Source organism: Ectopseudomonas khazarica (assembly GCF_017915135.1).
Taxonomy (GTDB): domain Bacteria; phylum Pseudomonadota; class Gammaproteobacteria; order Pseudomonadales; family Pseudomonadaceae; genus Aquipseudomonas; species Aquipseudomonas khazarica.
In genome coordinates this window covers 1,077,934-1,098,677 of the sequence record NZ_CP068551.1, presented here as the reverse complement: position 1 = coordinate 1,098,677, position 20,744 = coordinate 1,077,934, and the positions used below count along the sequence as shown (strand labels likewise).

19 protein-coding genes and 1 pseudogene are annotated in these 20,744 nt (G+C 65.9%); 10 read left to right on the top strand and 10 right to left on the bottom strand.

Going from position 1 to position 20,744, the window contains the following annotated elements; genetic code table 11:
* Positions 1-33 precede the first annotated feature (33 nt).
* Complete coding sequence (gene murJ, locus JLK41_RS05005) at positions 34-1,569, bottom strand: murein biosynthesis integral membrane protein MurJ (RefSeq protein ID WP_210390486.1); 1,536 nt, start codon at positions 1,567-1,569, stop codon at positions 34-36.
* Between the two features lie 190 nt (positions 1,570-1,759).
* On the opposite strand from murJ, the gene rpsT reads away from it, so the two are divergent.
* Positions 1,760-2,038, top strand: a complete 279-nt coding sequence (gene rpsT / locus JLK41_RS05000) for a 30S ribosomal protein S20 (RefSeq protein ID WP_003243036.1) — start codon at positions 1,760-1,762, stop codon at positions 2,036-2,038.
* Between the two features lie 122 nt (positions 2,039-2,160).
* Here rpsT and JLK41_RS04995 read toward each other — a convergent pair whose 3' ends face one another.
* On the bottom strand, positions 2,161-2,448 hold the full coding sequence (locus tag JLK41_RS04995) for a PA4642 family protein (protein WP_037046718.1): 288 nt from the start codon (positions 2,446-2,448) through the stop codon (positions 2,161-2,163).
* A 172-nt stretch (positions 2,449-2,620) separates the two neighbouring features.
* Here JLK41_RS04995 and dauA point away from each other — a divergent pair, with 172 nt between their 5' ends.
* Positions 2,621-4,351, top strand: a complete 1,731-nt coding sequence (gene dauA, locus JLK41_RS04990; protein ID WP_210390485.1) for a C4-dicarboxylic acid transporter DauA — start codon at positions 2,621-2,623, stop codon at positions 4,349-4,351.
* A 35-nt stretch (positions 4,352-4,386) separates the two neighbouring features.
* On the opposite strand, the gene JLK41_RS04985 is transcribed toward dauA, so the two are convergent.
* Positions 4,387-4,944, bottom strand: coding sequence for a hypoxanthine-guanine phosphoribosyltransferase (locus JLK41_RS04985; protein ID WP_210390484.1), 558 nt, complete (start codon positions 4,942-4,944; stop codon positions 4,387-4,389).
* Positions 4,945-5,183: 239 nt separating this feature from the next.
* On the opposite strand from JLK41_RS04985, the gene upp reads away from it, so the two are divergent.
* Entirely contained in the window at positions 5,184-5,822 is a 639-nt protein-coding gene (gene upp, locus JLK41_RS04980; protein WP_037046710.1) for a uracil phosphoribosyltransferase, read from the top strand.
* Between the two features lies 1 nt (position 5,823).
* Positions 5,824-7,086 (top strand): uracil-xanthine permease family protein, encoded by a 1,263-nt coding sequence (locus JLK41_RS04975; protein ID WP_037046707.1) that lies wholly within the window; start codon positions 5,824-5,826, stop codon positions 7,084-7,086.
* 68 nt (positions 7,087-7,154) lie between these two features.
* Here the strand turns inward: JLK41_RS04975 and JLK41_RS04970 are convergent, their stop codons facing one another.
* The gene (locus JLK41_RS04970; RefSeq protein ID WP_134678131.1) at positions 7,155-8,168 is read right to left on the bottom strand and encodes a DUF481 domain-containing protein; all 1,014 of its coding nucleotides are present in this window, start codon (positions 8,166-8,168) and stop codon (positions 7,155-7,157) included.
* Positions 8,169-8,332: 164 nt separating this feature from the next.
* Positions 8,333-9,325 carry a DUF481 domain-containing protein gene (locus JLK41_RS04965; RefSeq protein WP_210390483.1) on the bottom strand — a complete coding sequence of 331 codons (993 nt, stop codon included), beginning with the start codon at positions 9,323-9,325 and terminating at the stop codon, positions 8,333-8,335.
* A 16-nt stretch (positions 9,326-9,341) separates the two neighbouring features.
* Here JLK41_RS04965 and JLK41_RS04960 point away from each other — a divergent pair, with 16 nt between their 5' ends.
* A complete protein-coding gene (locus tag JLK41_RS04960) occupies positions 9,342-9,716 on the top strand; it encodes an MGMT family protein (RefSeq protein WP_047590291.1) in 375 nt (124 codons plus the stop codon).
* A gap of 43 nt (positions 9,717-9,759) precedes the next feature.
* The gene (locus JLK41_RS04955) at positions 9,760-11,556 is read left to right on the top strand and encodes an AmpG family muropeptide MFS transporter (protein WP_210390482.1); all 1,797 of its coding nucleotides are present in this window, start codon (positions 9,760-9,762) and stop codon (positions 11,554-11,556) included.
* A 57-nt stretch (positions 11,557-11,613) separates the two neighbouring features.
* Here the strand turns inward: JLK41_RS04955 and JLK41_RS04950 are convergent, their stop codons facing one another.
* Together JLK41_RS04950 and JLK41_RS04945 are read right to left on the bottom strand one after the other, a co-directional pair.
* Positions 11,614-12,441 (bottom strand): mechanosensitive ion channel family protein, encoded by an 828-nt coding sequence (locus tag JLK41_RS04950; RefSeq protein WP_037046694.1) that lies wholly within the window; start codon positions 12,439-12,441, stop codon positions 11,614-11,616.
* A gap of 103 nt (positions 12,442-12,544) precedes the next feature.
* Positions 12,545-13,024 carry a YajQ family cyclic di-GMP-binding protein gene (locus JLK41_RS04945; protein WP_037046692.1) on the bottom strand — a complete coding sequence of 160 codons (480 nt, stop codon included), beginning with the start codon at positions 13,022-13,024 and terminating at the stop codon, positions 12,545-12,547.
* A gap of 136 nt (positions 13,025-13,160) precedes the next feature.
* Here JLK41_RS04945 and JLK41_RS04940 point away from each other — a divergent pair.
* The 4 genes and pseudogenes from JLK41_RS04940 to JLK41_RS04925 form a co-directional block, all read left to right on the top strand.
* A pseudogene (locus JLK41_RS04940) lies at positions 13,161-14,126 on the top strand (GGDEF domain-containing response regulator); the annotation flags it as partial.
* Positions 14,123-15,034, top strand: coding sequence for a putative 2-dehydropantoate 2-reductase (locus tag JLK41_RS04935; protein WP_210390481.1), 912 nt, complete (start codon positions 14,123-14,125; stop codon positions 15,032-15,034). The pseudogene JLK41_RS04940 and the gene JLK41_RS04935, both read left to right, overlap by 4 nt.
* A 100-nt stretch (positions 15,035-15,134) precedes the next feature.
* Positions 15,135-17,153, top strand: a complete 2,019-nt coding sequence (locus JLK41_RS04930) for a HAMP domain-containing sensor histidine kinase (RefSeq protein ID WP_210390480.1) — start codon at positions 15,135-15,137, stop codon at positions 17,151-17,153.
* A 3-nt stretch (positions 17,154-17,156) separates the two neighbouring features.
* The gene (locus JLK41_RS04925) at positions 17,157-17,732 is read left to right on the top strand and encodes a cob(I)yrinic acid a,c-diamide adenosyltransferase (RefSeq protein WP_210390479.1); all 576 of its coding nucleotides are present in this window, start codon (positions 17,157-17,159) and stop codon (positions 17,730-17,732) included.
* 7 nt (positions 17,733-17,739) lie between these two features.
* Here the strand turns inward: JLK41_RS04925 and JLK41_RS04920 are convergent, their stop codons facing one another.
* The 3 genes from JLK41_RS04920 to argJ all read right to left on the bottom strand — a co-directional run bounded on the left by JLK41_RS04920 (position 17,740) and on the right by argJ (position 20,716).
* Complete coding sequence (locus JLK41_RS04920; protein ID WP_037046680.1) at positions 17,740-18,690, bottom strand: Nudix family hydrolase; 951 nt, start codon at positions 18,688-18,690, stop codon at positions 17,740-17,742.
* Positions 18,687-19,319: a glutathione S-transferase family protein gene (locus JLK41_RS04915; RefSeq protein ID WP_134678138.1), complete on the bottom strand. Its 633-nt coding sequence runs from the start codon at positions 19,317-19,319 to the stop codon at positions 18,687-18,689. The genes JLK41_RS04920 and JLK41_RS04915 overlap by 4 nt, the downstream gene beginning before the upstream one ends.
* Positions 19,320-19,498: 179 nt before the next feature.
* Positions 19,499-20,716 carry a bifunctional glutamate N-acetyltransferase/amino-acid acetyltransferase ArgJ gene (gene argJ / locus JLK41_RS04910; RefSeq protein WP_037046674.1) on the bottom strand — a complete coding sequence of 406 codons (1,218 nt, stop codon included), beginning with the start codon at positions 20,714-20,716 and terminating at the stop codon, positions 19,499-19,501.
* Positions 20,717-20,744: the final 28 nt, after the last annotated feature.

Genomic DNA, 20,744 nt, shown 5'->3' with positions numbered 1-20,744 from the left:
ATTATACGCACAGCACGCCATGCACAACAGGCGTCAAAGCGCCCGTCGGGCAAAGTCGCGCAGACGAAATCCCAGCAGCAGCAACATGCCGAAGTAGGTGATCAGGCCGGCGACCACCAGCCCCGCGAGGCGCAACAGGCGCAGCGGCATCTCGCCATCGGCCCAGGCCGGCATGACCTGCAGCAAGCCCAGCAGCACCGCGACCATGGCCACCACTGCCAGCACCAGCTTGAACAGGAACAGCCCCCAGCCGGGCAACGGGCGGAAGATGTCGGCGCGGCGCAGCTGCCAGTACAGCAGGCCGGCGTTGAGGCAGGCCGCCAGGCTGATCGCCAGCGCCAGGCCGGCGTGCGCCAGCGGGCCGACCAGCGCCAGGTTCATCAGCTGGGTGAAGAGCAGCGTCACCACGGCAATCTTCACCGGCGTCTTGATGTTCTGCTGCGCGTAGAAGCCGGGCGCGAGAATCTTCACCAGGATGATGCCGAGCAGCCCGATGGAATAGGCGATCAGCGCCTGCTGGGTCATCAGCGCATCGGTGGCGCTGAACTTGCCGTACTGAAACAGCGACACGGTCAACGGCTCGGCCAGCACCGCCAGCGCCAGCGCACTGGGCAGCACCAGCAGGAAGCACAGGCGCAGGCCCCAGTCGAGCAGGCGCCGGTACTCCTCACGGTCGCGACTGGCGTAGGTCTTGGACAGCGCCGGCAGGAGGATGGTCCCCAGCGCCACGCCCAGCACCCCGGAGGGCAGCTCCATCAGGCGATCGGCGTAGTACATCCAGGACACCGAGCCGGCCACCAGGAACGAGGCGAAGATAGTGTTGATGATCAGCGAGATCTGGCTCACCGAGACGCCGAAGATCGCCGGCCCCATCTGTTTCAGCACCCGCCACACGCCGAGGTCGGAGAAATTCAGCCGCGGCAGGACCAGCATGCCGATCCGTTTCAGGTGCGGAAGCTGCCAGACCAGTTGCGCCACGCCACCAGCCAGCACCGCCCAGCCGAGCGCCATGATCGGCGGGTCGAAATAGGGGGTCAGGAACAGCGCGAAGACGATCATGCTGACGTTGAGCAGGGTCGGCACGAAGGCCGGCACCGAGAAGCGGTTCCAGGTATTGAGGATGGCGCCGGCCAGCGAGGACAGGGAAATCAGCAATATATAAGGAAAGGTCACCCGCAACAGATCGACGGTCAGCCCGAAGCGCTCGCCGTCCTCGGCGAAGCCCGGCGCCGAGGCCCAGACGATCCAGGGGGCGGCCAGTACGCCGATGGCGGTCACCAGCGCCAGCACCAGCGTCAGCAGGCCGGAGACATAGGCGACGAAGGTGCGCGTGGCCTCCTCGCCCTGCTGCATCTTGTACTCCGCCAGGATGGGTACGAAGGCCTGGGAGAACGCGCCCTCGGCGAAGATGCGACGCAGCAGGTTGGGCAGCTTGAAGGCCACGACGAAGGCGTCCGACGCCACACCGGCACCGAAGGTGCGGGCGATGATGGTGTCACGCACGAAGCCCAGCACGCGGGAAACCATGGTCAGAGAGCTGACGGCAGCCAGGGATTTGAGCAGATTCATGGAGGTCAGGGCTTTTCCGAACGGCGGCGAACGTGGACAATCCGCCGCTCGCAAAAGCGTCGAGTGTAGCGAGCCACCGCTGGTCAGGCCAGCGGCGAAAAGCACCCGCGGACTTGACAGCCGATAGTCATGTCGGCATGATTCGCGGCCTTAATTTGTGTAAACCCCCCAGTTTTCGAGGAGCTTGACGGTGGCCAACTCACCTTCTGCCAAAAAACGCGCCAAACAGGCTGAGAAGCGCCGTAGCCATAACGCCAGCCTGCGCTCGATGGTCCGTACCTACATCAAGAACGTGGTCAAGGCTATTGCTGCCAAGGATCTCGAGCTTGCCAAGACCGCTTACACCGCAGCCGTTCCGGTCATCGACCGCATGGCTGACAAAGGCATCATCCACAAGAACAAAGCCGCTCGTCACAAGAGCCGCCTGAACGCGCACATCAAGGCGCTGGGCGAAGCTGCTGCCGCCTGATCGCGACAGGTTCTTGAAAAACCGGCCCCTGTGGCCGGTTTTTTATTGCCCCGGATTCCTGCTCCGCAGGCCATAAAAAATGCCCGCGCTCCCAGGGAGGCGGGCATTTTTCTGCAAGACCCTCAGCCGCGCGCGGCCTTGATCACCTCGATGTAAGGCTCGGCATTGCGCTGGTCCTGGATCAGCGCAACGAAGTCGTTGCCCTGCGCATCCGTCGCGGCGAGATCATGGCCGGCGGCCACGAAGAAGCCCACGAAGCGCTCGAAGTCATCGACACGCAGGCCACGGTAGGCCTTGACCAGCTTGTGCAGCGACGGCGGCGTGGCGTCCGCCGGTTCCACCGCAAGGAACAGCTTGATCGAGTCATCGCTGATTTCTTCGCCAATCACCTGCTTCTTGTCTTTACGCATCGCCTGCTCCCGCCAGCATTACAGAGGGCCGGCAGTGTACCGCCGAGCCGGGCGCCGCTCAACGCGCAGCCGGACACGCTAACACCGGCACGACTGCCGCAACAGCCGACCTAGGTCATACCGCGCCCGGCATCCTGGCTCTTATAATGCGCCAAGCCACCCTGGAGCCAGTATGTCACGTCAATCGTTACCGCTGTTCGCCGCCTGGCGCCAGACCCGGCGCGCCGGTTATTCGTGGAAGGCCCTGCGTGGCGACCTGAGCGCCGGCCTGACGGTCGGTATCATCGCCATTCCCCTAGCCATGGCGCTGGCCATCGCCGTGGGCGTGGCGCCCCAGCACGGCCTCTACACCGTCCTGATCGCGGCGCCGCTGATCGCCCTGTGCGGTGGCTCGCGCTTCAACATCTGCGGCCCCACGGCCGCCTTCGTGGTGATCCTCCTGCCGATCACCCAGCAGTACGGCCTGGGCGGCCTGCTGCTGTGCACGATGCTCGCCGGAGCCATTCTGATCGCCCTGGGACTGCTGCGCGCCGGACGCCTGATCGAGTTCGTGCCCTACCCGGTGACACTGGGTTTTACCGCCGGCATCGGCATCGTCATCGCCATCCTGCAGATCAAGGACCTGTTCGGCCTGCACCTGGCCAGCACACCCCATCACCTGCTGGAACAACTGAAGCTGCTGGCGCAGGCCCTGCCCGGCCTGCAACCGGGCGACAGCCTGGTCGGCGCAGCGGCCCTGGCAACGCTGCTGATCTGGCCGCGCCTGGTGCCGAAAGTCCCCGCGCACCTGGTCGCCCTGGCGCTTGGCGCACTACTGGCCATTGCCCTGGAACAGCTCGGGCTGCCCGTGGCGACACTCGGCGAGCGCTTCAGCTATCAGCTCGATGGCGTCGAATACCCCGGCATCCCGCCGTTCCTGCCGGACCTGGCCCTGCCCTGGAACCTGCCCGGCGCCGACGGCCAACCCCTGACGCTGTCCTTCGAACTGATCCGCCAGCTGCTGGCCCCGGCATTCGCCATCGCCATGCTGGGCGCCATCGAATCGCTGCTCTGCGCCGTGGTCGCCGACGGCATGACCGGCAGCAAGCACGACCCCAATGCCGAACTGATCGGCCAGGGGTTGGGTAACCTGGCCGCGCCCTTCTTCGGCGGCATCACCGCTACTGCCGCCATCGCCCGCACCGCTGCCAACGTGCGCGCCGGTGCCTTCTCGCCCCTGGCCGCCCTAGTGCATGCCGGTGTGGTGCTGGCGGCGATCCTGCTGCTGGCGCCGCTGTTCAGCTACCTGCCGATGGCGGCGCTGGCGGCGTTGCTGCTGATGGTGGCGTGGAACATGAGCGAGCCGCAGCATGTCCTGCACACCCTGCGCATCGCGCCGCGCAGCGATGTGCTGGTGCTGCTCGTCTGCCTGGTGCTGACGGTACTGTTCGACATGGTGCTGGCCGTGGGCGTCGGCCTGCTGCTGGCCGCCGGGCTGTTCATCAAGCGCATGAGCGAACTGACCGACACCGCGAGCCTCAACCGTCAGCAGCGCCAGGTCCTGCAGGACCTGCCCGAGCACGTGCTGGCGTACGCCATCCGTGGCCCGCTGTTCTTCGGTGCGGCGGAAAAGGCGCTGAGCGTGCTGCGCCGCTTCACGCCGGGGGTGCGCATCGTGATCGTCGACATCACCGCCGTACCGCTGCTGGACATGACGGCCCTGGCCGCACTGGACAACGTCCTGCGCGACTATCGGCAGCAGAACGTGGCGCTGATCCTCAGCGGCGCGACGGCTCAGGTGCGCCTGCAGCTGCGTCGCGCCGGGGTGCTGCGCCGCGAAGGCGAACTGGCCTACGTGCGCGACCTGGCACAGGCGCGCGCGAAGGCGTTGCGCTGGTTGGGGGAAAAACCTCAGGAAGCCTAGGCGCGCATGGCACACGCCCAAAGCGGGGCAGCGGCTTACAGGCCCTTGACCGCGAAAATGCCGGCAGCGTTGCGCCAGTATCCCTTGTAGTCCATGCCGTAGCCGAAGATGTAGCGGTCGATGCACTGCAGGCCGACGTAGTTGGCCTTCAGGTCCGGGCGCGCCTTGCGGTCATGCTCCTTGTCGATCAACACCGCAGTGTACACGGCACGGGCACCGGCATGGTGGCAGAAGTCGATGATGGCGCCGAGGGTATGCCCCTCGTCGAGGATGTCGTCGATGATCAGCACGTCGCGGTCGATGAACGAGACTTCCGGCTTGGCCTTCCAGAACAGTTCGCCACCGCTGGTTTCATTGCGGTAACGGGTCGCGTGCAGGTAGGACGCCTCGAGCGGGAAGTTCAGCTTGGGCAGCAGCTTGCCGGAGAAGATCAGCCCGCCGTTCATCACGCAGAACACCACCGGGTTGCTCTCGGCCAGTTCGGCATTGATCTGGCCGGCGACCTTGTCGATGGCCGCTTCGACCTGGGCGTCGGTGAACAGGCAGTCGGCTTCCGCCATGACTTGGCGGATGTGCGCGAGATCGGCGGACATGATGGCGTTCTCTCTTGATCGGGCTGATGAGTGGCGCTGAACAGCCTGAAAGCTGATCGAGTCGTCAAATAAAAGCGGGCAAAGGTACAGACCTGGACAGCGCTTGCCAAGTCTCGCCTGACCAGCGTAGCCCATGCAGGACGCCGTGTGCCGTGACCCGCAAGTCACCCACCACTTGGCACGAGCAATGCTTTAATCTAACGCGATTTTTCCCAGAGCCCCGTTGGAGATCCCAGCCCATGCCCACTCGCGAGATCCGCCATCCGCTGATCCGTCACAAGATCGGCCTGATGCGCCGCGCCGATATCAGCACCAAGAATTTCCGTGAGCTGGCCCAGGAAGTGGGCGCCCTGCTGACCTACGAGGCGACCAACGACCTGCCGCTGGAAGCCTACGAGATCGAAGGCTGGGCGGGCGCCGTGCAGGTCGAGAAGATCGCCGGCAAGAAGATCACCGTCGTGCCGATCCTGCGCGCCGGCATCGGCATGCTCGACGGCGTGCTCAGCCTGATTCCCGGTGCCAAGGTCAGTGCCGTGGGCGTGGCGCGCAACGAGCAGACGCTCGAGGCGCACACCTACCTGGAGAAGCTCGCACCGGAGATCGACTCGCGCCTGGCCCTGATCATCGACCCGATGCTGGCCACCGGCGGCTCCATGGTCGCCACCATCGACCTGCTGAAGAAAGCCGGTTGCAAGGACATCCGCGCCATGGTCCTGGTCGCTGCACCCGAGGGCATCGAAGCGGTCGAGAAGGCGCATCCCGATGTGACCATCTTCACCGCCTCCATCGACCAGTGCCTGAACGAACACGGCTACATCATCCCGGGCCTGGGCGATGCGGGCGACAAGATTTTCGGCACCAAGCAGAAGGACGCCTGACATGTCGCAGACGGAATTCAACGATCCGCTGTGGCGCCAGGGCATCTCCGGCGCACAGATGCTCTTCGTGGCTTTCGGCGCGCTGGTACTGATGCCGCTGATCACCGGCATGGACCCCAACGTCGCGCTGTTCACCGCTGGCATCGGCACCCTGCTGTTCCAGCTGGTGACCAAACGCCAGGTGCCGGTGTTCCTCGCCTCCAGCTTCGCCTTCATCGCACCGATCCTGGCCGCCAAGGGCGAGTTCGGCCTGCCGGCCGTGATGGGCGGGATCATCGCTGCGGGCCTGGTCTACATCCTGCTGTCGGTGGTGGTCAAACTGCGCGGCCCGAGCTTCATCGACCGCCTGCTGCCGCCGGTGGTGATCGCACCGGTGATCATCTCCATCGGCCTGGCGCTGTCGCCGGTCGCGGTGAACATGGCCATGGGCAAGGCCGGTGACGGCAGCGTGGAACTGGTGCCGTACCAGACCGCCATGCTGATCTCGATGCCGGCGCTGATCACCACCGTGCTGGTCGCCGTGCTCGGCCGTGGCATCTTCCGTCTGGTACCGATTCTCGCCGGCATCGCCGTTGGCTGCTCGATTGCCGCCCTGCTCGGCGTGATCGACAGCAGCGCCGTGAGCCAGGCCGCCTGGATCGCCATGCCCAACTTCATCGCGCCGGAGCTGCACTGGGGCGCCATCCTGTACATGGTGCCGGTCGCGCTGGCACCGGCCATCGAGCACATCGGCGGCGTGGTGGCTATCGGTAACGTCACCGGCAAGAACTTCGTGAAGAAGCCCGGCCTGCACCGCACCCTTCTCGGCGACGGCCTGGCCACCTCGGCCGCCGGCCTGTTCGGTGGCCCGCCCAACACCACCTACGCCGAAGTGACCGGCGCGGTGATGCTGACCAAGAGCTACAACCCGAAGATCATGACCTGGGCCGCCGTGTTCGCTATCGCCCTGGCCTTCATCGGCAAGTTCGGCGTGGCCCTGCAGAGCATTCCGGTGCCGGTGATGGGCGGCATCCTCTGCCTGCTGTTCGGCTCCATCGCGGTGGTGGGCCTGAACACCCTGATCCGCCATCAGGTCGACCTGTCCGAAGCACGCAACCTGATCATCGTCTCGGTGACCCTGGTCTTCGGCATCGGCGGCATGGTCATCGGCGGCCAGGAGTTCGCCCTGTCGGGAATTTCCCTGTGCGCCATCAGCGCGCTGCTGCTCAACCTGCTGCTCCCTGGCGGTGCCGGCTGGCGCAACCGCGACCTCGAAGACGCGTGACCCCGCCGTAAAGAAAAGCCCGCGACCAGGTCGCGGGCTTTTTCGTTGCAGCGGGCTCGCGACGGGTCTTACCAGCCGACGCCGAAGCCCAGGGTATAGCGGGTCTCGTCCAGGTCGCCTTCGGCGCCGCTGACGATGTCCTTTTCCGCCTTCATGTTCAGCGATGCCCAGTCGGTGACCTTGTAGCGCAGGCCGACCTCGGCATCCAGGCTGTATTCGGCGGCGCCATTGAGTGGCCGGCCGACCTCGCCGACGCTGAACAGCTGGACGGTCTTGCCGACCAGGTAGCGGTTGTAATCCCATTTCACGCTCAGCGCGTAGAAGCGGTCCTGCTCACCATTGCTGTAGCGGTAGTCGCTGCGGTTGGCCAGGGTGGCGACGGAGAAGGCACCCAGCTCGTCATCCCAGAACTGGTAACCCGGACCCGTACCGATGGTGCGCTGACGCTCGACCTCCTCGACGCGGTCGCGCTTGTACTCGAAGCGCCCCTGCCAGAACAGCTTCTCGTTGAGGAAGCGGTCCAGCGCGTACTCCGCACTCCAGTTGTCGGTGCTGACCACACCGTCCTTCAACTCACGGTTGTAGTCGGCCAGCGCGTTGTGCCGCCAGCGTCCGTGGCGCGCCTGGGTCTTGATATCAACGTCATAGTCGTCGGAGTCGCGCTCGCCACGTTTGTAGTCCAGGCCGAGGTCGACGTTGCCCTTCCAGACGAAATCCTCCACCAGCGGCTTGGGCTTCATGATCTGCTCGATCTGCGCCAGCTCGACGGTCTTCGGCGCCTCGCCGTTGGCCAGGGTCACCTTGCCCGGCTCGGCGGCCAACAGCGACTTGGCTCGTTCCCCCTCGAGCGGGCCGAGCTTGACCAGCAGCTCGTGGTCACTTTCCAGGGTGGCGATCTTCTTCCAGTCCAGCGGAATGGAACCGCCGTAGTCGGTCTGCAGCAGCAGCCGGCTGCCGTCGAAGACGCGGATGGTGCCGGTGAGGCGGTCACCGTTCTTCAACCAGACGGTATCGGCGAAGGAAGCGGAACTGCACAGAGCGATGCTCAGGCCAAGCAGGGACAGCGATGTAGAGCGAGACATAGGTTGGGCAAGGGCGTTGGTGGGCGAAGGCCGGGCATTATCCGCAAGCCCGGCGACAGAGCAACAGCTGACCGACCGGAATACCCAGAGTTCAGCTTTATCTGCCGGGCGGCGTTCCGTTGGGCGGCACTCAGTCGGGCGGCGTTCCGCTGGGCGGCACGCCGTCACCAACCCACGCCGATACCGATCAGATAGTGTCGATCGGCAACCGTCCTGCCCTGGCCACGCACCTGATCGAGTTCGTACAGCAGCGACAGGCGCGCCCACTGGTTGACGCGGTAGCGCAGGCCGAACTCGCTATCGAGCACGTAGTCGATCTCGTCGATATGCGGAACCTGCAACTCGGCATTGGCGTAGAACTCGAAGCGGGTCCCCCACAGCAGGCGCTTGTAGTCCAGTTCCAGCGAGCTGGTATTGAATGCCAGGTCGTCGACATCCGACTCCAGGCGCACCCGGTTGAACTGGGCGATCAGATCGAAGCGGCCGAGCTCGTCGTCCCAGAAGCGATACCCGGGGCCCGTGCCGACGATGCGCTGCCGCTGGATGGACTCGAACTCGTCCTCGCTCTGCTCGATGCCACCTCGCCAGAACCAGTGCTGGGTGAAGAAGCGGTCGAGGTCGTATTCCAGCTCCCAGTTGTCCTCGACCTTTCTGTCGTTCTTGGTCTCGTGCTCCAGTTCGCCACTGAGCACATGGCGCCAACGCCCGTGCTCCACGCGGGTGTTGCCCTTGAGCTTCCATTCATCGACATCGTTCTGGTTGCGCTTCATGTCCAGCTTGGCGTCGAGGTTGCCCTCCCAGACGTTATCCTCCAGCAACGGTCGTGGCGGCACCAGGCGGGTGATCTGCGCCAGCGGCAGGGTGTATTCCCGCGCCCCCTGCACCCGGACCATTCCGCTGCCGGCGGCCGCCAACCTTTCGCTGTGCTCGTTGTCGAAACCGCTGCGACGCACCAATAGGGGCTTGTCCGAACTCAGGGTGTCGATATCCTTCCAGTCGATGAGCACCTGGCCGGCATAGCGGGTCTTGAGCGCCAGCTTGCCGCCGTCGAGCAGGATGATTTCACCGCTGAGGCGGTCGCCATTGTTCAACCACACGGTGTCGGCCCAGGCCGGAGCAGCCAGGGCAATCAGGAAGCAGGCAAGCAGTACGCGCATGATAAGGACGAGTCTCATGGGTAAAACGAAACCGCCAGAGTCTGCATGGCCGGGATCACCACCGGCAAGCGCGGAGGCGCGTCGCGAGGCACTGTATCTGGTGCTGGCGCAGATTCCGCAGGGCAAGGTCGTCAGCTACGGCGAGCTGGCTCAGCTGGCCGGCCTGGGCCGCGCAGCGCGCTGGGTCGGTCGCACGCTGAGCCAGCTGCCCGAAGGTACGCGCCTGCCCTGGCACCGCGTGATCGCCGCGGGCGGACGTCTGAGCCTGGCCGCCGGCAGCCCGTCGGGCGCCGAGCAGCGCGCGCGCCTGCGTGCGGAAGGCATCAGCATCCTGAACGAACGTGTGGATATGCGCCGCCACGGCTGGCGCCCGATGGAGCGCAGCAGTTAGAGTGCGCCCTACCAACCTCCCCCCCGACCCAGACTCGAGCCTGATGCCACGCAAATCCTGGCGAGAAGCCCTCGCGACCTACGCCAACCCCGCCACCCTGGCCCTGCTGCTTCTCGGCTTCGCTGCCGGCCTGCCCTACATGCTGGTGTTCTCGACCCTGTCGGTGTGGCTGCGCGAGGCCGGTGTGGCGCGTGAAACCATCGGTTTCGCCAGCCTGATCGGCCTGGCCTATGCCTTCAAGTGGGTCTGGGCGCCGATGCTCGACCAGTGGCGCCTGCCGTTGCTGGGCAAGCTGGGACGACGCCGTTCCTGGCTGGTGCTGGCGCAGGGCCTGGTCGCCATTGGCCTGGTCGGCATGGCCAACTTCGACCCGCAGACGCACCTGTCGTCGCTGATCGCCCTGGCCGTGCTGGTCGCCTTCGCCTCGGCCACCCAGGACATCGCCGTCGATGCCTATCGCCTGGAGATCCTCGGTGACGAACACCAGGCAGCCCTGGCGGCCGCCTACATGACCGGCTATCGCGTCGCCGCACTGCTGGCGACGGCGGGCGCGCTGTACTTCGCCGAGGGCTTCGGCTCGACGGCGGAGAACTACCGCTTCGGCGCCTGGACCGGCACCTACCTGGTCTTCGGCCTGCTGATGCTCCCCGGCCTGCTGACCTCCATCTGGATGCGCGAGCCACCAGCACCGCCACACATCCACGCGGCTCCGCCCAAGCATGGTTTCTTCCACCAGTTGCTGGCGATCGCGGCGGTCATCGTGCTGGTGATTGCCGTACCGACGATGTTCATCCAGTTCTACCAGAGCGACCTGGTGGCCATGCTGCTGGGTGAGGTCAGTGCGCAGGAGCTGCTCTACAACGACCGCGCCTTCCTCCGTGCCATGCTCTACAGCACGCTGGCCTGCGTCTGTGCGTCGGGGCTGTTCTGGGGCGGCCTGGCGCCGGTGCTGAAGACCGCTGCGGCGAAGTACGGCTTCTTCCATCAGTTGCTGTCCGTACTGCTGCTGATCATCCTGCTGATCTCCGTGCCGGCGATGCTCACGCAGTACTACGAAAGCGACCTGATTCTGCTGCTCCAGGGACAGATGAGCCTGCAGGAGCTGCTGTACTACGATCGCGCCTTCCTGCGCGCCCTGCTCTACACCCTGCTCACCGGCCTCTCCATCTCCAGCCTGTTCTGGGGCGGCATGGCCCCGGTGCTGACGCCGGTCAACGACTTCATCCTGCGCTATCGCTGGCAGGCCCTGCTGCTGCTCAGCCTGATCGCCACCTATCGCCTGTCCGACACGGTGATGGGGGTGATGGCCAACGTCTTCTACATCGACCAGGGCTTCAGCAAGGAACAGATCGCCAGCGTCAGCAAGGTCTTCGGCCTGGTGATGACCCTGCTCGGCGCGGGCGCCGGCGGACTGCTGATCGTACGCTTCGGCATCATGCCGATCCTGCTGATGGGCGCGGCGGCCTCGGCAGCCACCAACCTGCTGTTCATGATGCTGGTCGGCATGGGCCCGCACCTGAACATGCTGATCGTCACCATCAGCTGCGACAACTTCAGCGCCGGCCTGGCCACCTCGGCCTTCGTCGCCTACCTGTCGAGCCTGACCAACCTGAAGTTCTCCGCGACCCAGTACGCGCTGCTCAGCTCCATCATGCTGCTGCTGCCGCGCCTGATCGGCGGCTACTCCGGGGTGATGGTCGAGCACCTGGGGTATGCGCAGTTCTTCTTCGCCACCGCGCTGATGGGCATACCGACGCTGATCCTGATCCTGATCCAGTGGCGACGCGACAAGCGCCAGCCGCAGGTCGCCGCGACGCCGGCGAACGCGGAACAGGCCTGACAGCCAGGCAAAAAGAAGCCCCGGACCTGCCGGGGCTTCTTCGTTGCGGCGGCTGCCTCACTCGGCCTTGGCCAGGTGCACCACGCGCTGCGGGAAGGGAATGCCGATCCCGGCCTCGGTCAGGCGCTCCTTGGCCAGCTCGGTGAAGGAGAAGGTCACCGGCCAGAAATCGCCGGTCGCCACCCAGACGCGCAGCGACAGGTTCACCGCGCTGTCGCCCAGCCCGGTGACGAATACGACGGGCTCAGGATCGAGGTGTACGCGCGGGTCCTTGGCGATCTCCAGCAGCACCTCACGGGCGCGCTTGATATCGCTGGAGTAGTCGATACCGACGTTGATGTCGGCACGCCGCCGCGGTTCACGCGAATAGTTGGTGATGTGGCCGTTGGACAGGTTGCCATTGGGCACGATCACCACCTTGTTGTCGGCGGTCTTCAGCGTGGTGTGGAAGATCTGGATGTTGTCGACGCTCCCGGAAACGCCCTGCGCCTCGATCCAGTCGCCGGCACGGAAGGGCCGGAACAGCATGATCAGCACGCCGCCGGCGAAGTTCGCCAGGCTGCCCTGCAGCGCCAGACCGATGGCCAGGCCGGCGGCACCGATCATGGCGATGAACGAGGTGGTCTCCACGCCGACCATCGAAGCCACGCTGATCAGCAGCAGAATGCGCAGGACGATACGCACCAGGCTGCCGATGAAGCTGCCCAGGGCACGGTCCACGTTACGCGCCTCGAGAATCCGCCCGATGCTGGCAGTGAGCTTGCTGATCAGCCACCAGCCGATCAGCAGGGTAATTACCGCCAGAGTCAGCTTGCCGCTGTACTCCAGCACGACTGGCAGCCAGGCCTCTGACAGCTTGACCAGTTCGTCGACGTTCATCTCCATGGAGGGCTCCTGTTTCCTGTGCATGAAACGAAACCGCCATGGCATGCCATGGCGGTCAAAGTGCTATCAACCTAGGGTGCGACGCCCGAGGGCCGCAAAAGGTTCAATCGCGGAAGTTGTTGTACTGCAGCGGCATGCCGAACTCGTGACCACGCAGCAAGGCGATGGCTTCCTGCAGGTCGTCGCGCTTCTTGCCGGTGACCCGCACCTGCTCGCCCTGGATGGCGGCCTGCACCTTGAGCTTGGCATCCTTGATATGGGCGACGATCTTCTTCGCCAGCTCCTTGTCGATGCCCTCGCGGAAGGTCACTTCCTGCTTCATCACCTTGCCGGAGGCGTAGGGGTCCTTGGTTTCCATGCACTGGCAGTCGATCTTGCGCTTGATCAGGCTGTTGCGCACGATGTCGAGCACCTGCTCCAGCATGAACTCGGCCTCGGCCGTGATGGTGAGGGTCTTGTCCTTGCTTTCGATGCTGCATTTGCCACGCAGGTCGAAACGGCGTTCGAGTTCCTTGGTGGCGTTGTCGACCGCGTTGGTCAGTTCGTGTTTGTCCAGTTCAGACACGACGTCGAACGAAGGCATGAGTAGGCTCCTGATGGACGGCGCGATACTCTTCACGGAGTGAACGCGCCTGACTTGACGATAACTAAGACGCGCCCATTATAACCAGACTGATACACGCCGCTTGGCGTCCTTCCTATCTGCCTACGAGCCAGCCCCAATGCCAAACCCCCATCTCAGCATCCTGGTGGTGGATGATGCCAAGTTTTCCAGTGCCATGATCGGCCGCGCGCTCAGCCAGGCCGGCTACCAGGACGTGCGCTTCGCCAGCAGCGCCACCGAGGCCCTGCAGTTGCTCGAACAACGCCCGGCCAGCGTGCTCCTGGCCGACTGGCTGATGCCCGAGATCGATGGCCTGGAACTCACCGCGCGGGTGCGCCAGCTGGACGAGACCGCCGATCACTACACCTACATCATCCTGCTCACCGGCAAGGAAGGCGAAAACGTCCTGGGCGAGGCCTTCGACCGGGGTGTCGACGACTTCATCAGCAAGGCCGCGATGAACGAGCAACTGGTGCCCCGCGTCTACGCTGCGGACCGCCTGTGCAACACCCTGCAGCGCCTGCTGCATGAGAACCGCATGCTGACGCAGAACATCGCCAGCCTGGAACGACGCAACCTGATCGACCCCCTCACCGGCCTGGGCAACCCTCGCTACCTGCGCCAGAAGCTCACCGACAGCCTGCGCCAGGTCGAGTCGCGCGGCGGTGCGGTGTGCTACCTGCTGATCGGCCTGCAGGAGGCCAGCCAGCTGCGCAGCCGCTACGGCGACCGCTTCTTCAACGAACTGCTGCACGGCGTGGCGCGACGCCTGCAGCAGCTGGTCAGGCCGCTGGACGTGCTGACCCGCCTGGACGACAACCACTTCGGCCTGATCACCCTGCTCGAAGACCTCCACGAATGCTCGCCCAGCAGCTTCAAGCGGCTGCACGAAGGCCTGAACCTCAAGGCCTTCAAGACCAGCGAAGGCTTCATCACCCTGAAAGCCGGCATCAGCCTGGTCGGCCTGGACGCCAAGGCCCTGCCCACCACCCCCGAGCAGCTGCTCCAGCACGCGGAAACACTCCTGGCCGATTCCTACGCCAGCGGTCGGGTCGCCGCCGTGCGCCTGCCGCTGCCGTGACCTGGCACATCCTCGGCGCAGGCAGCCTGGGCAGTCTCTGGGCCACGCGCCTGGCCCGCGCCGGCCTGCCGGTCCGCCTCATCCTGCGCAGCCCGCAACGCCTGGCGGCCTATCGCGCTGCAGGCGGCCTGACCCTGATCGAGGCGGGCCAGCGCAGCCAGTACGCGATTCCCGCCGAGCTGGCAGAGGCCGACACGCCGATTCATCGCCTGCTCCTGGCCTGCAAGGCCTACGACGCCGAACCCGCAGTGGCGAGCATCGCCTCGCGCCTGGCAGCGGACGCCGAGCTGCTGTTGCTGCAGAACGGCCTGGGCAGCCAGGATGCCGTGGCGCAGCGCCTGCCCCGGCAGCGCTGCCTGTTCGTGTCCAGCACCGAGGGCGCGTTCCGCCCCGCCGACTTCCAGGTCGTGTTCGCCGGCAATGGCCACAACTGGCTGGGCGATCCGCGCGCCCCTCTGCCGCCCACCTGGCTGGACGAGCTGCAGCGTGCCGGCATCGCCCACCAATGGAGCCCGGACATCCTCACCCGGTTGTGGCGCAAGCTGGCGCTCAACTGTGCGATCAACCCGCTGAGCGTGCTGCATGACTGCCCCAACGGGGGGCTGAGCGAGCACCCCGCCGAAGTGGCTGCGCTCTGCGCGGAACTGACCGAGCTGCTGCAGTGCTGCGGTCAACCGGCGGCGGCGCAGGACCTGCACACCGAGGTGCAACGGGTGATCAGCGCCACGGCGGCGAACTACTCCTCCATGCATCAGGACGTGGCCCAGGGCCGCCGCACCGAGATCACCTACCTGCTGGGCCATGCCTGCGCAGCCGCACAGCGGCACGCCCTGCACCTGCCGCACCTGAGCCACCTGCAGCAGCGCCTGCTGCGGCACCTGCGCGAGCGCGGGCTGCCGCTGGACTGAGTGCCAGGTGAGTGCAACCCGCCACTCACCCCGGCCTGACGTGGCAATGCCCCGGCAGCCGCGTTAACCTGCCGCTTCCATCCGCGACCACGACACGCCCATGAGACTGCGCCAACGCCTCGACAACCTGCCGGTCGGCCGCAAACTGCTCGCGGCGCTGCTGGTGTTGCTCGCGGCGGTCCTGCTGGTCGCCAACCTGGCCTTCATCAGCGCCGCCTACTGGATCACCCAGGAGAGCATGGCGCCTCAGGCCCTGCACACGCTCGCCCGGCTCATAGCCAGCCCGGCGCTGAGCAAGGAGGCCTTGCACTCGCCCGCCTCCGCCCAGGCGCTGCTCAAGCGCCTGGATGAATACGCGCCGCTGCGCGCCGCCGTGATCTACGACAGCAACGGCACCAGCCTGGCGCAGCTGCAACGCGGGGAAAAACTGCAGTTGCCGGAGCAGCTGAGCGAACTGCAGAACTGGCGCAACACCGCCTTCCGCACCAACCTGCTGGTGGACCTGCCACACCCCAGCGGGCGCCCTGGCGCACTGCTCCTGGTCGCCTCCAGCGAGCTGCCCGGGGCGTTCTACACCGGCACCCTGACCGCAAGCCTGGTGATCCTGGCCTTCAGCGTGCTGCTCTGGCTGCTGGTGGCCAAGCAGATCAGGCGCCTGGTGACCAAACCGATCCGTCGCCTCGAGGAACTGTCACGCCAGGTGACCCGCGAAGAGAACTACGCCCTGCGCGCCACCCGCGGCAACCGCGACGAGATCGGCAGCCTGGCCGAAGCCTTCAACACCATGCTGATGCGCATGGAGGCACGCGAGCAGCAGCTCAGGCGTGCCCGCGACGATGCCCAGCAAGCCTTCGACCAGGCGCAGAGCCTGGCCGAGGAAACCCGTCACTCCAACCGCAAGCTGGAGCTGGAAGTCCAGGTGCGCGGCAAGATAGAGAAGAAGCTAACCGGCTTCCAGAACTACCTCAACAGCATCATCGACTCCATGCCCTCGGCGCTGATCGCCCTGGACGACATGCTCTACGTCACCCAGTGGAATCAGGAGGCCAGCGCGCTGTCCGGCACGCGCCTGGATGAGGCGCTGAACCAGCCGGTATTCCTCGCCTTCCCGCCGCTCAAGCCGTTTCTCGCGCAGCTCAAGCGAACCGCCGAACAGCACAAGGTGGAAAAGATCGAGCGCGTCACCTGGCACAAGGACGAGGAACCACGCCACTACGCCCTGACCTTCTATCCGCTGATGGGCAGCGCCGGCCGTGGCGTGGTGATCCGCATCGACGACATCACCCAGCGCCTGGCGCTGGAGGAAATGATGGTGCAGTCGGAGAAGATGCTCTCCGTCGGCGGCCTGGCAGCGGGCATGGCACACGAGATCAACAACCCGCTCGGCGCCATCCTGCACAACGTGCAGAACATCCGCCGGCGCCTGTCCGCCGACCTGGAGAAGAACATCGAGCGGGCCGAGCAGGCCGGCGTCAGCCTGGAGGCCATCCAGCACTACATGGATGCGCGGGAAATCCCCCGCCTGCTCGACGGCATCCAGCACGCCGGGCAGCGCGCCGCCAAGATCGTCAGCCACATGCTCAGTTTCAGCCGGCGCAGTGATCGTCAGCTGTCGCCCTGCGAGCTGCCGGCGCTGATCGACCAGGCGCTGGAGATCGCCGGCAACGACTTCGACCTGGCCGACGGCTTCGACTTCAAGACCCTGCAGATCGAACGCCACTTCGAAGCCGGCCTGGGCCCGATAGCGGGCACCGCCAACGAACTGGAGCAGGTGCTGCTCAATCTGCTGAAGAACGCCGCGCAGGCCATTCACCAGCGCGACGACGACAGCGAGCCGGGGCGCATCATCCTGCGCACCCGGCAGACCGGGCAATGGGCGGAAGTGCAGGTGGAGGACAACGGTACGGGCATGAGCGAGGTGGTGCGCAAGCGCATCTTCGAGCCCTTCTTCACCACCAAGGAAGTCGGCCAGGGCACGGGCCTCGGGCTGGCCGTGTCCTATTTCATCATCACCAACAACCACAAGGGGCAGATGGAGGTGCATTCCACGCTGGGCCAGGGTACCTGCTTCACCCTGCGCCTGCCGCTGGCCACCCTGCTCGACAGTACAGGACACTGAACCATGGGTTTCCGCCTCTCCAAGATCTACACCCGCACCGGCGACCAGGGAGAAACCGGCCTGGCCGATGGCCGTCGGGTCGGCAAGGACCATCCGCGCATCGAGGCCATCGGCGAGCTGGACAGCTGCAACAGCCAGCTTGGCCTGCTGCTGACCGAACTGGACGAGGCGAGCGCCACCTGGCCCGGCCTGCGGGAGGTCAGCGATGCGCTGCGCCCGTGCCAGCATCGCCTGTTCGACCTTGGCGGTGAACTGGCGATGCCCGACTACCAGGCCCTGCAGCAGGAGGAAGTGGAGCGCCTGGAAGTGGTGATCGACCGCTGGAACGAGGAAGTCGGCCCACTGCAGAACTTCATCCTACCCGGCGGCTCGCGCCTGATCGCCCAGGCCCACGTCTGCCGCAGCTTCGCCCGCAGCAGCGAACGCCGCTGCCAGCACCTCAACGCCGTGGAGCCGCTGCGCGCCGTCGGCCTGGCCTACGTCAACCGGCTGTCCGACCTGCTGTTCGTCGCTGCGCGCCTGATCGCCAGGCGCCAGGGCATCGCCGAGGTCCTCTGGCAGGCTGCCGAAAAGCCCTGAACCGCGACTACAGGGCGGCGTCTGGCCAGAACGCGCGGATACCGGCGACACCCTGCGCGCCGACCTGCCAGGCGCGCTCGATATCGCTCGGGCCAACGCCCCCCAGCAGATAGGCCGGCAGGTTGCAGCCCGCGAGCAGCTCGCTGGCGGCGTCCCAGCCCAGGGGTTGTGCCTCGGGGTGGGTGGCGGTGGCCTGTACCGGCGACAGGGTGACGAAATCCACCCCCATCTGCGCGGCCAACGCCAGTTCCTCGGCGGCGTGGCAGGATGCAGCCAGCCAGCGCTGTTCCGGGAAAGGCCGCCCACCTGCCGCATACTTGCGCAGCTGTTCGGCCGTCAGGTGCCAGCCGGCAGCGGGGAAGTCTCCCAGCCACTCCAGCGGCCCCTTGAGCATCAGTTGCGCCTTGCCTGCGCACAGCCCCTGCACGTCCACCGCCAGGTCGCGGTACTGCGGGTCGAACATGTTCGGCGCGCGCAGCTGGATCAGCCGTACACCGGCGTCCAGGGCCTTGCGTACACCGGCGAGCAGCTCGGCGGACTGCAGCCCGTCCGGGGTGATCAGGTAGCGCTCAGGCAAGCGTGCAGCGGCGACTATCGGCGTGTTGGCAGCGGGAAACTCGTACTCCAGCAACTGCCGCTCGCTGACCCAGGCCAGCGGCTGTCCCTCGGCACCGTGGGGCTCGCCGGTGAACGCCGTGACCTCCCAGACATCCAGCAAAACCTGCTTGTCCGGGTAGTCATGGCGAATCTGGATCAGCGGACGGCTGGCCGTCGGGCGGATCGCCAACTCCTCTTCCAGCTCGCGAGCCAGGGCCACGCTCACCGCCTCGCCCGCTTCCACCTTGCCGCCGGGAAACTCCCACAGGCCACCCTGATGCTTGTCCTCGGGGCGCCTGGCGATCAGGATGCGCCCATCGACGCCCCGAATCACCGCTGCCGCGACATGCACACGCTTCACCGCTTTACCTCCTGCAATGCTGCCTGGTACCAGCGCTGAAACGCTGGCCAGCGATAGATGGTTTCGACATAGGCCGCCGCCGCTGTCGGCAGGGCCACATGGTAACTGCGCAAACGCGCGGCGACCGGCGCATAGAAGGCGTCGGCGATGCTGGCCGGGCCGAACAGGTAGTTGCCCTTGGCCGCGAAGCGCTCGCGACAGCCCGCCCAGATCGCGCAGATGCGATCGATATCGGCCTGGGCGTCGTCCGCCAACTCGGTCAGCGCCTGGTCGCGTGCAAGGTCCATCGGCAGCTGGCTGCGCAGGGCGATGAAGCCACTGTGCATCTCCGCGCAGACGCTGCGCGCCAACGCCCGGGCCTGGCGCTCCGCCGGCCACAGCTGAGCCTCGGGGTAGCTTTCGGCCAGGTATTCGGCAATCGCCAGGGAGTCCCACACCGGCCCCTGCTCGGTGATCAGCACCGGCACCTTGCCGGTGGGCGAATGGCGCAACAGTTGCGCACGGCTGTCCGGCTGGTACAGGCGCACCAGCACCTCGTCGCAAACCGCACCCGACAGATCCACCGCCAGCGCGGCGCGCAGCGACCAGGAGGAGTAGTTCTTGTCGCCGATCACCAGTTGCATTGCCATATCGCGTCTCCCGAGCATTCCATCGTTGAAGTCAGCCGACGTTAAGAGCCCGCTCGCCCAATAGCAAATTCCCGCGCGTCATGGCCTCATGAGGCGCGGGAATAGCTGGAGAACGACGGGCGAGGGACGAAACACCCAGGCGGTTGCCGCCTAGGGTCTGACGCTCATCGCTGCCTCTGTCAGGTCCGATATTCGGCGTTGATCTTCACGTACTCGTGAGACAGGTCGGTGGTCCAGATCGTCTCGCTGCAGGCACCACGGCCGAGCTCGATACGGATGCTGATCTCCTCCTGGGCCATCACCGCCGCGCCCTGCTCTTCGGTGTAGGTGGTCGCACGGCAGCCCTTGCTGGCGATGCAGACCTCGCCCAGGAACACGTCGATCTTGCTCACGTCCAGTTGCGGCACGCCGGCATAGCCCACCGCCGCGAGGATGCGCCCCCAGTTCGGGTCGGAGGCGAACAGTGCGGTCTTGATCAGCGGCGAATGCGCCACGGCATAGGCCACGTCCAGGCATTCCTGGTGCGTGCCGCCACCGTTGACCTGCACGGTGACGAACTTGGTCGCCCCCTCGCCGTCACGCACGATGGCCTGGGCCACTTCCATGAACACCTCGAATACCGCCTGCTTGAGCTTGCTGAACAGCTCGCCGGAAGCCTCGGTGATTTCCGCCAGCGCGGCCTGGCCGGTGGCGATCAGCATGCAGCAGTCGTTGGTGGAGGTATCGCCGTCGATGGTGATGCGGTTGAACGACTTGTTCGCCGCATCGCGCACCAGGTCCTGCAGCACACCCTGGGCGACCTGTGCGTCGGTCGCGATGTAGCCGAGCATGGTGGCCATGTTCGGACGAATCATGCCGGCGCCCTTGGAGATGCCGGTGACGGTCACCGTCACGCCGTCATGGGAGAACTGGCGGCTGGCCCCCTTGGGCAGGGTATCGGTGGTCATGATGCCGGTGGCGGCGGCTTCCCAGTTGTCCGCCTTGAGATCGTCGAGAGCAGCCTGCAGGGCGGACTCGATCTTCTCCACCGGCAGCGGCTCGCCGATCACGCCGGTGGAGAACGGCAGCACCGCGTTCTCCGTGACGCCTGCCAGTTCGGCCAGGCGCGCGCAGGCACGACGGGCACGGGCCAGACCATCGGCACCGGTGCCGGCGTTGGCGTTGCCGGTGTTGGTCAGCAGGTAACGCACCTCGCCGCCCAGGCGCTCGCGGGTGACCAGCACCGGCGCCGCGCAGAAGGCATTGGTGGTGGTGACCCCGGCGATCCGCGAACCTTCGGCACAGCGCATCACCACCACATCCTTGCGCCCCGGTCGCTTGATGCCGGCAGAGGCAATGCCCAGTTCGAAGCCGGGAACCGGATGCAGGGTAGACAGCGGGCCAAGACCAACAGCCATGAGATGCGCTCCTTCAAATAGATGGTGA